The sequence below is a fragment of the Priestia sp. SIMBA_032 genome (assembly GCF_046535215.1).
GTDB lineage: Bacteria > Bacillota > Bacilli > Bacillales > Bacillaceae_H > Priestia > Priestia aryabhattai.
In genome coordinates, this window is record NZ_JAWRXD010000001.1 from 1,129,809 (window position 1) to 1,144,262 (window position 14,454).

Genomic DNA, 14,454 nt, shown 5'->3' on the forward strand with positions numbered 1-14,454 from the left:
CATTATGCTTCGTATTTTTTAAAGATGATTGTTGCATTGTGACCGCCAAATCCAAGTGAGTTGCTTAGCACCGCTTTTACTTCTTGCTTACGCGCTTTGTTTGGAATGTAGTCTAAATCGCACTCTTCATCAGGTGTTTGATAGTTAATTGTTGGAGGAAGAATACCGTCTTGAATTGCTTTCACACTAAAAATAGCTTCTACTCCACCAGCAGCTCCTAGCAAGTGGCCAGTCATTGACTTTGTTGAACTAATTGCTACTTTTTGAGCATGGTCACCAAATACTTCTTTAATAGCCATTGTTTCAAATTTATCATTGTATCCTGTACTTGTACCGTGAGCATTGATGTAATCAATATCACTTGGCTGTAGACCTGCATCTTCAATCGCATGACGCATTGCACGAACGCCGCCTTCTCCTCCTGGAGCTGGCGCTGTGATATGATGAGCATCTCCTGTCGAACCATAGCCCACAATTTCAGCATAAATACGTGCGCCGCGTGCCAGTGCATGTTCAAGCTCTTCAAGCACAATAACACCCGCACCTTCACCCATAACGAAGCCATCGCGGTCTTTATCAAACGGACGAGATGCTGTTGCAGGATCTGGATTTGTAGAAAGTGCTTTATTTGCACAGAAACCAGCAATAGATAAACGCGTGATTGGCGCTTCCGTACCGCCCGTCACCATCACGTCTGCATCTCCGCGTTGAATTACTTTAAACGCATCACCAATAGAGTTTGTACCTGTTGCACATGCCGTTACCGTACAAGAGTTCACGCCTTTCGCCCCTAAAGCAATAGAAACTTGTCCCGTTGCCATATCAGGAATCATCATTGGAATGAAGAATGGACTTACACGGCGAGCACCTTTTTCTAATAACGTTGAATATTGATTTTCAAACGTTTCCATACCGCCAATTCCAGAACCAATCCAAACGCCGACATTTGGAGCAATTTCTTCTGTAATAGTCAAATCCGCATCTTTAACAGCCGCCAATGCAGCTACCATCGCATATTGAGTAAAGCGATCCATCTTACGAGCCTCTTTGCGGTCAATAAAATCTTCCACGTTAAAATCTTTTACTTCAGCCGCTACTTTAGCCGGAAATTCATCTGCATCTAGTCTTGTTAAAGGACCAACGCCAGACACGCCTGCTACTGCGTTTTTCCAAGCTGTTTCTACGTCATTTCCAATTGGTGTAAGCCCACCAAGTCCTGTTACAACTACACGTTTTTTATTCATCGTACATTCATCTCCTTCAGTTGCTTTAAAAATGTAGTGTTATTTTCCCCATCTAATAGCAATAGCTCCCCATGTTAAGCCGCCTCCGAAGCCAACCATTACAATTAAATCATCATCTTGAATTTTCCCTGCTTCAAGCTCATGCACAATTGAAATTGGAATCGATGCTGCTGATGTATTGCCGTAGTATTGGATTGTTTTAGACATTTTTTCTTCAGGCAAGTCTAATCGCTGTCTTGCAGCTTCCATAATACGAATATTCGCTTGATGAGGTACAAGAAAATCAACATCCTCTTTTGTTAAACCTGCTTTTTCAATTACATTAACAGCAGATTCCCCCATTTGTCGAACAGCAAACTTAAATACTTCGCGTCCGTTCATGACAATATGATCAAGCTCGTTTTGATACAAGTGCTTGCCTCCCGTACCATCGGATCCTAATTCAAAGGATAAAATGCCTCGTCCTTCTGATACTGGTCCCATTACAACTGCACCTGCACCGTCTCCGAATAAAACAGCCGTGTTACGATCGTCCCAATCTGTAATCTTAGAAAGCTTTTCTACACCAACTACTAAAATGTGCTTGTAAGCATTGGTTTCGATAAATTGCTTAGCTGTAATCATGCCGTACATAAATCCTGCACATGCTGCACTCACATCGTAAGAAGCTGCTTTTTTCGCTCCCAATTTTTCTTGCAGCATACATGATACTGTAGGAAACGGTTGATCTGGCGTTACCGTAGCAACAATGATCATGTCAATATCTTCTGCCTCTACGTTAGCTTTATGTAAAGCTTCAACTGCTGCTTTATAAGCTAAATCAGATGTGTCCTCGTTATCGGCTGCAATTCGGCGCTCTTGAATACCTGTGCGCGTACGAATCCACTCATCTGATGTATCCATTACTTTTTCAAGATCTAAATTTGTTACAACTTTCTCTGGTACATAACGTCCAATTCCTAGAACACCAGCGTTCATATCAACCTCTCCTTTAAATAAAAGGCTTATATTCCTATAAAACCTATATCCGTCATTTCATTTATCGATTATATAATCAATTATTATGAGTTGGTACTAATTTTACTTCATTTTTTATTTTTTGTCTATATAGGTGTTCGTCCTACTCAGGTATCTATCATGCTACATATAGTAATCATACGGGACCCTCTTACTCTAGTATGGGACATTAGGTAAGAACTTACCCACCATTAAAATAGTGAAAGGAATGAGTATCATGGCAAGAAGACAAAGAAATGAAGGTTTTTCTGATTTTATGTTTGGAGCTGGGCGCAGAAATTCAAAAGAAGAAAGAGAGCGAGAGGAGTGGGAAAGATTATTTAAACAAATCGATGAAATTGTACTCGCCGTCGAAGAACTAGCTCCTCTTCTTAAACAGTTTGCCCCTTTAGTCGATTTATTTTCCAAACAAAAATAACAGCTCGGATTCTACCGAGCTGTTTTCTTTAGTTGTTTTCATTTTCAGCTAATGCATCTTGCTTGCCAAGCTCATAGGCATCGTTCATTACCTTTGTCAGTAATGTCAATACCGGCTGTACGTGTTCCATTGATAGCTCAACGCCTGTTTCATCTAAGATCTGTTTTGCTTCTGGCAAGTACTTCATTGCAATTTGCATGAATTGCATATTTTGCTCTTCCATAGTGAAATCTCCTTTATTAAAAACATTTATTCCTCCTTATATTAGCGAATCTATTCTATAAGTACAACTTTCTCCTTTTAATGAAGAGGTAAAAAGAATGTTCTCATATGTTTTTTTTGCAGATAAATGCCTTCTTTAGCCGTTACTTTGGAAGAAAAATGCAGCAGTTCTTTCGCTTTCCTGCTGATTTCATATTTTTCTTGAACCGCTTCTTCCTTCACCTCCATATGAGTAATGTTTGCTCCTGCGCTCCAAGGCTGTAACTTTTCTTCAACTAAATGAACCACTTCATATGAATATGCAGAAGTTTTACAGCGTCTAAGTGCACTGACGGCGTCTTCAATATAAATAATAAAATCCGTACCTTCCATAATGGTAAAAGCTTCTTCGTACCCGGCAATATTTTTAGAATAGCACATTGACAAAGGCTGCCAAGGTCCGTAAAGAGTCGGCGTTCTGACAATCATAATGGGCCATCCATCATCTTTATATTTTTCTATCATTCGCTCAAAATGAACGTATAGCCTTCCTTCACTACTGTCCGGTTCCGGAATCGTTGTTTCTTCAATCTTTCGCTGCTGGTCTCCAAATACGCGCATGGTAGAAACAAACACAAATCGAATGTTGAATTGACGGCATTTGTTAAGTGCTTGAATGAGTACTTGCTGCGCTTTTTGCATTTCTTGTCTTAAAAAATCAGGATGATAAAAATCTCCTCCATCGAAATACGTGAAGTAGACAATATCCGTTTCTAAGGTAATCATATCTAATGAATCCCCTACTTCAGTCGATACATAATTAGCGTTTCGCCCTAAGAAAAATTTCATCTCTTCCTGCAAATCATCTTCTTCTTTATGAGCAGAATGTGTATATCCTTTTACTTCTGTACCTTCGTCTAAAAAAGTCATACATAAATGAAAACCAATAAAGCGGTTTGCCCCTATTACTACTACATTTCCCATATCGCTTCCTCCAATTCCTCATTCATCATTTATTAAACAAAAAGCTTAAAGCCCTATAGTTATAGATAGTACTCATTCCTTATTTCAAAGAAGTTCATCTGTGAAAGCATCATGAACTCTCTTTTTCATTTTATCTCTTATACAAAAAGCCCCTATGATATGTATAATCATAGAAGCTTTGCTTATAACACTTTTTCGTGCTGTTTATAAAATTGGAGAAGGGACCGTTCAAATAAATAGTTTTTTTCCGGCAAATAAAGTGAAAGCATAATCGGAGAGTGAAGTTCTTCACGATGTAGTTCATATTTTTTACTGTGTGCAATTGGATAATGAGTAGAGGCATTAGGAGCGGTCCATATCTTCACGGGCAGCGTTGATTTTAATTCCGTAACAGAAGGATATTCCTTAATTAACTTTGATACTTGCTTCCGCTCCACTTTATAAGCTTGAGTCAAGTCCTTCGTGAATTGTTTATAAAAGAATTTATTGTTTTTTTCATGTTCTGCATGCGTATGAAGATCAATACATGGATTTAGTAAACCAGCTGATCGAATGAACGTATTCCCGTCATTTTCCATTAGCTGCAACGCTAACAGAGCCCCCATTCCTTCAGCTAAAATATGAATTCGTTTATTTAGAATTTCTTGTTTCATTACTAAATGATAAAGTTGTTTTGCAAGGTGATATGCTTCAGGAGACCCCCAATGCCGGCCATATAAATTGGAATAAAATACCGTGTATCCTTCATCTTGTAAACATTGCAACAGCTGTGACCTTCCGCCGTGCTGAATCCATAAGCTAGTTGAACTTTCAACAAAATGATCTTTATCACCCAATACTAACACACCGAAACCATTCGGTCGTTCAGGGACATGTACGACATTCCATTGCGTATCTAAGCTAAAAAAGCGTCGATGTATCATAGCTCTTCCTCCGTAACTTACTAGTTGTTCCATACAGTGTATGATAGAACCATCAAAAAGCGCACTAGAATAATGCCTATTTCTGACTTATTGCTCTTTTGTTTCTGCATGGGAACACGCCCCTTATTTATTCATAAAAAATTCAATTTCTTATTTGACTGCTATATGCTAAAATGAAATCAAACTGTACTGTAAACGAGGTGAATAGAATGCGTGTCGTAATGGCTTTTGTTTGGGGCTTTTTACTAATGAATATGGCAGTGTACGTAATCTCTGCAATGACGGGCGGTACTTACAGTTTCGCAACCGCTTCCATCCTTGGAGTAGTTTTCACACTAGTTGTAATTTTGATTGGAGAACTGGGTGTACCGAATAAACCAGCAAATAATCACCACTAAAAAGTGTTGGCTGTAAAGCCAGCGCTTTTTTTTATCTTTTGGCATAGGCTCTTCTCAGCACTTCCTTTCCTTACCTCGTATTCAAGACGCAGGACTGAGAGTACTTTTCTAGATTTATATATAGTCAGAATCATTGATTATCCCAACCTTTAACTATATAATTTTAGAATAATCAAACTATTAATTTTAGGAGTGAATACTGCTGTGACTAAAGAAAAAATTGGTTTTATCGGAACAGGCGTTATGGGTCAAAGCATGGCCGGGCATTTAATTGACGCAGGATATGAAGTCCTTGTTTATACGCGAACAAAAACTCGTGCTCAAGCACTACTTGAAAAAGGGGCCAACTGGAAAGAAACCGTTCAAGAAGTGGCCGAACAATCTGATGTTATTATCACCATGGTAGGCTACCCTCACGATGTAAAAGAGATTTATTTAGGAAAAGACGGCATTATACATAATGCAAAGAAAGGCTGCTATACAATTGATATGACGACATCGAGCCCTATACTCGCTCGTGAGATTTATCAAGCAGCAAAAGAGAAGCACATTCATGCGCTTGACGCTCCTGTTTCAGGAGGAGATATCGGGGCTCAGAAAGCAACCTTAGCGATTATGGTAGGAGGCGATTCTGAAGCATTTTCTGCCGTTACGCCTATTCTTGAAAAAATGGGGACAAATATCGTTCTTCAAGGAAGCGCCGGTGCTGGTCAGCATACAAAAATGTGCAATCAAATTGCTATTGCCTCTAATATGATGGGCGTCTGCGAAGCGATACTTTATGCTGAAAAAGCGGGATTAGATCCGAATACTGTTCTAAAAAGTATTGAAACAGGCGCAGCGGGAAGCTGGTCGTTAAGCAATTTAGCTCCTCGCATGATTAAAGGAGACTTCGAACCAGGTTTTTATATTAAACACTTCATTAAAGATATGAAGATTGCCATTGAATCAGCTGAAGAAATGGAGCTGTATACACCCGGGCTAAAATTAGCAAAATCACTTTATGAACAGCTCGAAAAACAAGGCGATGATAATAAAGGAACACAGGCTCTGTATATCCTTTTGAAACAGCATGCCCTAACTGTATAAAAACAGGCAGCTCGTAACGGGCTGCCTGTTTTTATTAATGATTTACGCTTCATTTAACGAATTCATAAAACGACTGAATGCGAGCTGCCCTTCAGCAGTTTGTTTAAACACACCTGCATGCTCTAAAATAGTCGCAAAGACCAAACCGAGCTCTTGTTGAAGAATCTCTTGAACATTTTCCGCTTCAATATGTGGATATTTTTTCTTGATGTTTTCAGCCCATTTCACGTGTTTTTGCACTTGATCATGTCTGCTGGCTACTTCGCTCAGGTTATTCTGAACCAACCCTTTGGCCACTAGACTCATTTCGTCTTTCAAACGACCGGGTAAAACTGCAAGCCCCATTACTTCGATTAAACCTATGTTTTCTTTTTTGATATGATGAACTTCTGCATGCGGATGATAAATACCATCCGGGTGCTTGCTGTTTGTTCGATTGTTTCGCAGTACTAAATCTAATTCATACAAATCTCCTCTTTTCCGAGCAATAGGCGTGACCGTATTGTGAGGAGTTTGACCTGTAAAAGCCAAAATATCGGCGCTTTGATCACTATATGATTTCCATTTCTTTAAAATAAAATCCGCTGCTTCCACTAGTGGCGAAAGGTGAGAACTTTGAAGACGAACGACTGACATCGGCCAATGAACAATTCCAGCTTTCACGTCTGGATGCGCTTCAAGAGAGAAAAATTTATTTATTCTTGCTTTAGCCATAGGAAACTCATGATAGCCTCCTTGAAAGTGATCATGCGTTAAAATAGATCCTCCTACAATGGGTAAATCTGCATTTGACCCTAAAAAATAATGTGGAAATTGTTCAACGAAGGCAAGCAGCCGCTTAAACGTTTGCTTTGAAATATGCATAGGTGTATGCTCACTCGCAAAAACAATAGCATGCTCATTATAATAAACATACGGTGAAAACTGCATGTACCATAGCTCTTCCCGCAATTCTACAGGAATAATCCGGTGATTTTGACGAGCTGGGTGGTTAATGCGACCTGCATAACCAGCATTTTCTTTACAGAGAAGGCATAGCGGGTAGTTGCTTTCTTTCAGTGATTTGCTTGCTGCAATTGCTTTTGGATCTTTTTCCGGCTTTGATAAGTTGATAGTAATTTCAAGTTCTCCAAAATCAGTGTTTGTTACCCATCTTTCGTTTTTAGCAATTCGATCTCTGCGAATATAGTGAATGTCTTTTGACAGCTTATAGTAATAGCTTGTGGCTTTTTGAGGGTTTTGCTGATAGTGATCATAAAAGGTTCGATTAACCTCTGAAGGCATGCTTGCAAAGCACCCCATTACTTTGGTATCGAATAAATCTCTATATGTGATAGAATTATCGGTGATTCGATTGTTTTCGGCAGTCCAATCAAGCATGTTATCTAAAATAGCAGCTGGATGTTCCAAACGTTCTTCTTTGACTTCTACCGTGATACATTCATCGAGTCTTAACACTTCCAGCAGTTTATTCCTCACCACATCTATATCCCATTTTGTTACTAGATTCTTTTGTAAACCATATTGAATAAGTCGGGTGATTTCTTCATGAATGTTGACTGACATACACTCGTTCCTTTCTCTATCTGTTTTCTCTTATACTGCTTCTAATGTGAGTTCACGCGCTCCTTCTCCAACCGTAACCACATAAAATTCAGCTTCTAAACTTGTTTGCTTATAATAGGCGTCTTTTACTTCCTCAATAAATCTATCAACCTGTGCTTTTTTTACGATACTGATTGTACAGCCGCCAAAGCCTGCACCTGTCATGCGTGATCCAATCACACCTTCTTGCAACCAAGCTGCTTCTACAAGAGCGTCTAATTCTTTTCCACTTACTTCATAGTCATCTCGCAGCGAACGGTGCGACTCATTCATCAATTGACCAAATCCTTTTAAATCGCCGTTTTGCAATTTAGCAACCGCTTCTTTTGTGCGTTCATTTTCATATACCGCATGTTTAGCGCGCTTGCAATCTACTTCATTTTGTATCAAAGATTTGTGCTTTTCAAATTGCTCTTTGGTTAAATCACCAAGCGAAGTAATGGAAAGTGAAGTTTGCAAATCTGACAGTGCTCTTTCACACTCCATGCGTCGTTCATTATATTTTGAGTCTGCCAGCCCTCTTCGCTTATTTGTATTAGAAATAACGAGCACAGCATCTGTTAATTGCAGCGGACTATAATGATATTGAAGAGTTTGACAGTTTAACAATACGGCTTGATTTTCCTTTCCCATTCCAATTGCAAACTGATCCATAATCCCGCAGCTTACGCCGATAAATTCATTTTCAGCTTGCTGCGCCATTTTTACAAGGTCTATCATATCAATATTCAATTCAAGAATTTTATTTAAAAGTACGCATGTGACTAACTCAATTGATGCCGACGATGAAAGCCCTGCTCCGTTAGGAATGTTGCCGAAAAACAAGATATCAAAACCAAAAGGAAGGTCATATCCGTGCTTTTTAAAAGTGTCCATTACTCCTTTTGGATAATTAGCCCAGTCATCCTCGGTTTTGTACGTTAATTGATCTAAAGAAGATTCAATAACGCCTGCTTCAGAGAAGTTTTTAGAGTACATACGTATTTTTCGATCATGACGTTTTTGTACTACCGCATACGTTCCTATACTCAATGAACAAGGAAAAACATGCCCTCCATTATAATCAGTATGTTCTCCAATTAAATTGACACGTCCTGGCGCAAAAAAGCAGCGAATAGCTTCTGACGAATGAAATATTTGTTTGAACTCTTCGATTAATTTTCCCAGCATTTATTATCACCTATTTTAAGTAGTTTTTTGGAAACGGATTCATATGTACATTGTAAAGTCCAATTTTCCTTGCCTCAATGGTAAAATTACTATCGATAATCGGTACTTTTTTGCTTATCCCTTTAAAAATGATTCTTTTGAATTGACGATGAACTACTCTTGCGCCAAAAAGGTGTTATCTTTATGTAAGCATTGACTTGCAAATTATAAGAAAATAATAGATTTAGAGACATTCACTAAAAATAATCATGATATTTTCAAAAAATTATAGAAAAATGAAAGCGATTACGTTAAAGTAAGAATTAAGTACTACTTTATTTCAAAAAGAAGGTGAAAATTTGCTCTCACATTTCCAAGCTCAAGAATATTCAACGTACGCATACAGGTTTTTAGAATCCCGCACAAACGAAGTTGCTCAGCTCTGGTCGGTTGGATGGGATGAAGTTTTCTCTCCCCTTTATAACTGGAGCGGAAATCAGCGAAAAGATGTAGGAAAATATATTTTTCAATACACGGTTTCTGGGTACGGGATGATTGAAATAGATGGACAAGAATATAAAGTGGATGCTGGAAAAGCATTCATCGTCAATATACCTGGAAATTATCGCTATTACTTACCAAAGGAAAGTGAAAACTGGGAGTTTATTTTTCTTACATTATACGGAGATGAAGTACAAAAATGCTGGGATTATATTCAGTCAACCCACTCCCCTGTAATTCGATTTCACCCTGAATCAGCACCTGTTCAGCTGCTTGCTCAAATATATAAGCGGGCAAGTGAAAAACATATAGCAGATCCATTTCATGCCTCAAGCTTATCTTACCGCTTTGTAATGGAGCTGTATCAATATATTAAAAGCATGGATAGTTTTACAGAGGATTGGCCTGAAAGTATCATTAGCTCTATTTTATTTGCCCGCAACCATTATCATGAAGAAATTGGTCCGGATGAAATGGCAGATGCAGCTCATTTATCTCGCTATCATTTTAGCCGGTTATTCAAACAAACAACAGGGATTACGCCGATTCAATATTTAACGAAGCTTCGCATTCAAAAAGCGGCCGAGCTATTGCATCAAACCAAGTATTCAATCGAAGAAATTGCTGAAAACGTCGGCTATGCAAATGCCAATTATTTAACAAAAGTATTTCGCAAAACAACCAATATGACACCTGGGCAGTATCGAAAAAGTGATGCATCCATTGATGAGCACTTTGCATTGCCAAAATAAAAACGACTTCCATAAAAGGAAGTCGTTTTTATTTTTTATCGGGAATTTCTACTACCACAGAACCTTTTTCGTAAATAAAAGTCAATTTTTTACCCGGGATAATCATATTTTCTAAAATATCTCGTGCAGCTTGAAGTGCAAACTCTGTCCGTTCTGCCTTTTCCTGCACTTCTTCATTTTCAGTTTGAAGATCATTTTTATCCAGCGCTCTCATTTTAGTTAATGCCTGATCTATAAAATCGTATGCTTCGTCATATATAAGCTCTATACGGTCCTTCATGTGCTCATTCATGCTCCTTTGCCCATTTTGTATTATCATAAATGAATTAGATATATTCTACAACCTAAAACTAAATAAGTTTTTACGCTTAGCTCTCACGTATTTTCTTTTATTTTTTTAAAGGAGAGCTGCTTTTAATAGCAAAAAAAGACCATTCAATTTATCATGAATGGTCTTTTTAGAAAACTTATACGCTGACAACAAACTCATCATCTTTTACATCAACCGTCACTTGACTATAATCTTCAATTTGCCCTGCAATTAATTCTCTGGCAATTTTTGTTTCAATATATTTTTGAATAAACCTTTTTAAAGGGCGAGCTCCGTATACCGGATCAAATCCGGAGGCTGCAATATAATTTTTTGCTTCTTCTGTTAACGTTAACGAAATATGACGATCGGATAAACGCTTTTCAAGCTGAAGCAATAGCTTATCAATAATCCCTTTTACTTCATGAACAGTTAGCGGTTTGAATAAAATCGTGTCGTCTACTCGATTTAAGAATTCTGGGCGAAAATGCTGTCTTAATTGAGCCATAACTTGCTCTCTGGCTTTTTCAGTAATCTCGCCTTCACTTGTTAAACCGTCTAATAAAAATTGAGAACCGATATTCGACGTCATAATAATAACTGTATTTTTAAAATCAATGACTTTTCCTTTTGAATCTGTTGCTCTTCCATCATCTAGTATTTGAAGGAGCACGTTAAATACTTCGGGATGAGCTTTTTCAATTTCATCCAACAAAACGACTGAATAAGGCTTGCGTCTCACCGCTTCCGTTAGCTGTCCGCCTTCTTCATACCCTACATAACCAGGAGGCGCTCCTATAAGCCTAGAGACCGCGTGCTTTTCCATGTATTCAGACATATCAATACGAACCATTTGTTCTTCACTGTCAAATAAAGAATGGGCCAACGTTTTGGCTAGCTCCGTTTTTCCTACTCCGGTAGGTCCTAGGAAAATAAATGATCCAATCGGGCGGTTCGGGTCTTTAATTCCTGCCCTTGCGCGAATCACAGCATCTGTAACTAAGGATACGGCTTCATCCTGTCCAATCACACGCTGCTGTAAAATGGACTCAAGCTTCAACAGCTTTTCTCTTTCTCCTTCAACTAGTTTCGATACCGGAATTCCCGTCCACCTTCCTACAATTTCAGCAATTTCTTCTTCTGTTACTTCTTCTCTTAACAAACGGTTTTCTTGTGCTTTTTCAGCAGCTGTTTCTTCCAGCTGTTTTAGTTCTTTTTCAAGAGCTGGAATGCGTCCGTGGCGAAGTTCAGCTGCTTTATTTAAATCATATTTCCCTTCAGCTTCTTCTAGGTCTCGCTTCGCTTTTTCAAGCTGCTCCCGGACATCTTGCACCGTTTGAATCGACTGCTTTTCTTTTTCCCACTGCAGCTTCATTGTATCTGCACGTTCTTTTAAATCAGAGACTTCTTTTCGAATTGCCTCTAACCTTGTGATGCTTGCTTGATCTGTTTCTTTACTTAATGCCGCTTCTTCAATTTCAAGCTGCATGACACGTCGCGTTACTTCATCTAATTCTGATGGCATCGAATCAATTTCTGTTCGAATGGTTGCGCATGCTTCATCAATTAAATCAATTGCTTTATCAGGTAAAAAGCGATCTGAGATATAACGATCTGACATAACCGCTGCTGAAACAATCGCCCGGTCATGAATGTTTACACCGTGATGAATTTCAAATCGTTCTTTTAAACCACGTAAAATAGAGATTGTATCTTCTACTGAAGGTTCTTCAACCAGCACCTGTTGAAAGCGTCTTTCAAGAGCTGGATCTTTTTCAATATACTGACGATACTCATCAAGAGTTGTAGCTCCTATACAGTGAAGTTCTCCTCTAGCAAGCATTGGTTTTAAAATATTCCCTGCATCCATCGCTCCGTCCGTACGGCCTGCTCCAACGATTGTATGAAGTTCGTCAATGAATAAAAGAATTTGACCGCTGCTTTTCTTGACTTCTTGAAGAACAGCTTTTAAACGCTCTTCAAATTCGCCTCTGAACTTCGCTCCTGCTACTAAAGCTCCCATATCTAATGAAAAGATGGTTTTATCTTTTAATCCTTCAGGCACATCTCTACGAACGATACGCTGTGCTAGACCTTCAACAATCGCTGTTTTACCAACGCCAGGTTCTCCAATCAAAACTGGATTGTTTTTTGTTTTTCGCGATAAAATGCGGATAACGCGGCGAATTTCTCCATCTCGTCCAATGACGGGATCAATGTTCCCAGCTCGTACTTCTGCCACTAAGTCTCTTCCATATTTAGCTAACGCTTCATATGTAACTTCCGGATTTTGACTTGTAATTCGCTGATTTCCTCGAAGGCTAGTAAGCACATCTTGCAGAGCTTTTTTTGTTATACCGTGACTTGAAAATAACTTGCCATATTCACTAGAAGACGGTTCCTGTGCTAGGGCTAAAAAGATGTGCTCAACTGAAACATAATCATCTTGCAGACGAGATGCTTCTTCTTGAGCTTTAACAAACAGCTGCTGAAGTTTATTTGTAATATAAACTTTCCCTGCTTCAGCTCCACTTCCAGTAACGGCTGGTTTTTTCGCCAGCAATTGATTTATCTGCTGCTGAAAAGATTGATGATCTATATGTAAATGATCTAATATGCGAGGAGCAATACCATCTTGCTGATGAATAAGCGTATAAAGCAAATGAGCAATATCTACTTCCTGCTGGTTTCGTTTAATAGCTTCGGACTGCGCTTCCATCACGCCTTCTTGCAATTTTTGGGTCATTTTATTTATATCCATTGAACATCCTCCTTCGATACATTTGACCTTTATTGACCTTTATTTTATTATACCCAGCAATAGGAAAACAAGTAAAGCCATTCAATTTAGAATGGCTTCTTTATTTTTTACTATTTAAGGCTTGCGCATGTATGTCCAGTGGCGATCATCGTTTGCCGTCTCTGGAAAACGCTCTCCTGCTTTTAATTTAACCTTTTGAGGATTATTTACGTTACTTCCTGTTTCACCAATTTCAATATACACTCCGTTATTAGGAGCTTTTTGACCCGGTGTGAAATGACGATTTTGTCCCATTGTCCTGCCTCCTCATTCCTGAAATGAAATGTTCTCCTATACTATTCCCTTAAGATTTCTGTTTCATAATGGAGATGTTTTCATATTAGTAAGAGAAAAAGAGCAGACCTTTAGATCCGCCCTTTTGTATCAATGAGTAAATTTAATAGCTTGTTCGATTTCAGTTTCTCCAGCTAATATTTCAAACGTTTTTCCTATCGTAGCTTCTTCGTTTAGACATTCTACAAGCACGGTTGCTACATCCGCTCGAGGAATCGTCTGAGATTTATCTTCAATATCATTATTGATATCAATTTTCCCAGTAGCTTGATCATTCGATAAAGTTCCTGGTCGTACAATTGTATACTGCAGATTAGACTGCTTTAAGTATTCATCCGCTATCGCTTTCGCACGCAGGTAAAGCTGTAAGCCTTCTGGTCCTTGTTCAGGTGCGTCTGCTCCCATTGAACTTAACATAACAAAGCGCTTTACACCTTGATTTTTTGCTTCATCAATGATATTTTTAGCACCGTTTTGATCCACAGCGATTGTTTTTTCGTCTCCGGTATGTCCTCCAGAACCTGCTGCAAATATGACAGCGTCCATACCTCTTAAAGCATCTGAAACATCTTGCTCCAAGTCACCAAGCACAACGTTGGCACCCAGCTTCTTTAACGCGCCTGCTTGCTTTTCGTCGCGAATCATCGCATAAGCTTCGTGCTGCTTGCTGTTTGCAACTTTTTCTACCACTTGTTTTCCCGTTGTTCCGTTTGCTCCAACAACTAATACTTTCATCATAAATCACCTTTCGTTCTGTTTAGTATACGAT

15 protein-coding genes are annotated in these 14,454 nt (G+C 38.7%); 4 read left to right on the forward strand and 11 right to left on the reverse strand.

Annotation, left to right across the window (positions count from 1 at the left end; translation table 11 throughout):
• Positions 1-2: 2 nt before the first annotated feature.
• A complete protein-coding gene (gene fabF / locus SB717_RS05635; RefSeq protein ID WP_013055405.1) occupies positions 3-1,244 on the reverse strand; it encodes a beta-ketoacyl-ACP synthase II in 1,242 nt (413 codons plus the stop codon).
• A gap of 39 nt (positions 1,245-1,283) precedes the next feature.
• Complete coding sequence (locus SB717_RS05640; RefSeq protein ID WP_013081747.1) at positions 1,284-2,222, reverse strand: beta-ketoacyl-ACP synthase III; 939 nt, start codon at positions 2,220-2,222, stop codon at positions 1,284-1,286.
• Between the two features lie 256 nt (positions 2,223-2,478).
• On the opposite strand from SB717_RS05640, the gene SB717_RS05645 reads away from it, so the two are divergent.
• Entirely contained in the window at positions 2,479-2,679 is a 201-nt protein-coding gene (locus SB717_RS05645) for a hypothetical protein (RefSeq protein ID WP_074679275.1), read from the forward strand.
• Between the two features lie 28 nt (positions 2,680-2,707).
• On the opposite strand, the gene SB717_RS05650 is transcribed toward SB717_RS05645, so the two are convergent.
• From SB717_RS05650 to SB717_RS05660, 3 genes are all read right to left on the reverse strand, one after another.
• On the reverse strand, positions 2,708-2,902 hold the full coding sequence (locus SB717_RS05650) for a ComZ family protein (protein WP_013081746.1): 195 nt from the start codon (positions 2,900-2,902) through the stop codon (positions 2,708-2,710).
• A gap of 77 nt (positions 2,903-2,979) precedes the next feature.
• Positions 2,980-3,864, reverse strand: coding sequence for an NAD-dependent epimerase/dehydratase family protein (locus tag SB717_RS05655; RefSeq protein ID WP_410903408.1), 885 nt, complete (start codon positions 3,862-3,864; stop codon positions 2,980-2,982).
• 182 nt (positions 3,865-4,046) lie between these two features.
• Positions 4,047-4,787 (reverse strand): hypothetical protein, encoded by a 741-nt coding sequence (locus SB717_RS05660; protein ID WP_013055401.1) that lies wholly within the window; start codon positions 4,785-4,787, stop codon positions 4,047-4,049.
• Positions 4,788-4,996: 209 nt separating this feature from the next.
• Between SB717_RS05660 and SB717_RS05665 the strand changes: the two genes are divergently transcribed.
• Complete coding sequence (locus tag SB717_RS05665; protein ID WP_013055400.1) at positions 4,997-5,185, forward strand: YjzD family protein; 189 nt, start codon at positions 4,997-4,999, stop codon at positions 5,183-5,185.
• 204 nt (positions 5,186-5,389) lie between these two features.
• On the forward strand, positions 5,390-6,274 hold the full coding sequence (locus SB717_RS05670) for an NAD(P)-dependent oxidoreductase (protein WP_074679279.1): 885 nt from the start codon (positions 5,390-5,392) through the stop codon (positions 6,272-6,274).
• Between the two features lie 42 nt (positions 6,275-6,316).
• On the opposite strand, the gene galT is transcribed toward SB717_RS05670, so the two are convergent.
• Both galT and SB717_RS05680 read right to left on the reverse strand, forming a co-directional pair.
• Positions 6,317-7,840 (reverse strand): UDP-glucose--hexose-1-phosphate uridylyltransferase, encoded by a 1,524-nt coding sequence (gene galT / locus SB717_RS05675; RefSeq protein WP_410903409.1) that lies wholly within the window; start codon positions 7,838-7,840, stop codon positions 6,317-6,319.
• A 30-nt stretch (positions 7,841-7,870) separates the two neighbouring features.
• Positions 7,871-9,049, reverse strand: a complete 1,179-nt coding sequence (locus tag SB717_RS05680) for a galactokinase (protein WP_074679283.1) — start codon at positions 9,047-9,049, stop codon at positions 7,871-7,873.
• Between the two features lie 338 nt (positions 9,050-9,387).
• Between SB717_RS05680 and SB717_RS05685 the strand changes: the two genes are divergently transcribed.
• The gene (locus tag SB717_RS05685) at positions 9,388-10,281 is read left to right on the forward strand and encodes a helix-turn-helix domain-containing protein (protein WP_013081740.1); all 894 of its coding nucleotides are present in this window, start codon (positions 9,388-9,390) and stop codon (positions 10,279-10,281) included.
• A 28-nt stretch (positions 10,282-10,309) separates the two neighbouring features.
• Here SB717_RS05685 and SB717_RS05690 read toward each other — a convergent pair whose 3' ends face one another.
• The 4 genes from SB717_RS05690 to SB717_RS05705 form a co-directional block, all read right to left on the reverse strand.
• Positions 10,310-10,561 (reverse strand): hypothetical protein, encoded by a 252-nt coding sequence (locus tag SB717_RS05690; protein WP_074679285.1) that lies wholly within the window; start codon positions 10,559-10,561, stop codon positions 10,310-10,312.
• Positions 10,562-10,748: 187 nt separating this feature from the next.
• The gene (gene clpB, locus SB717_RS05695; RefSeq protein ID WP_410903410.1) at positions 10,749-13,352 is read right to left on the reverse strand and encodes an ATP-dependent chaperone ClpB; all 2,604 of its coding nucleotides are present in this window, start codon (positions 13,350-13,352) and stop codon (positions 10,749-10,751) included.
• Between the two features lie 114 nt (positions 13,353-13,466).
• Positions 13,467-13,646 carry a YjzC family protein gene (locus SB717_RS05700; RefSeq protein WP_013055394.1) on the reverse strand — a complete coding sequence of 60 codons (180 nt, stop codon included), beginning with the start codon at positions 13,644-13,646 and terminating at the stop codon, positions 13,467-13,469.
• Between the two features lie 129 nt (positions 13,647-13,775).
• Positions 13,776-14,420 (reverse strand): SDR family oxidoreductase, encoded by a 645-nt coding sequence (locus tag SB717_RS05705; RefSeq protein ID WP_074679289.1) that lies wholly within the window; start codon positions 14,418-14,420, stop codon positions 13,776-13,778.
• Between the last annotated feature and the right edge of the window lie 34 nt (positions 14,421-14,454).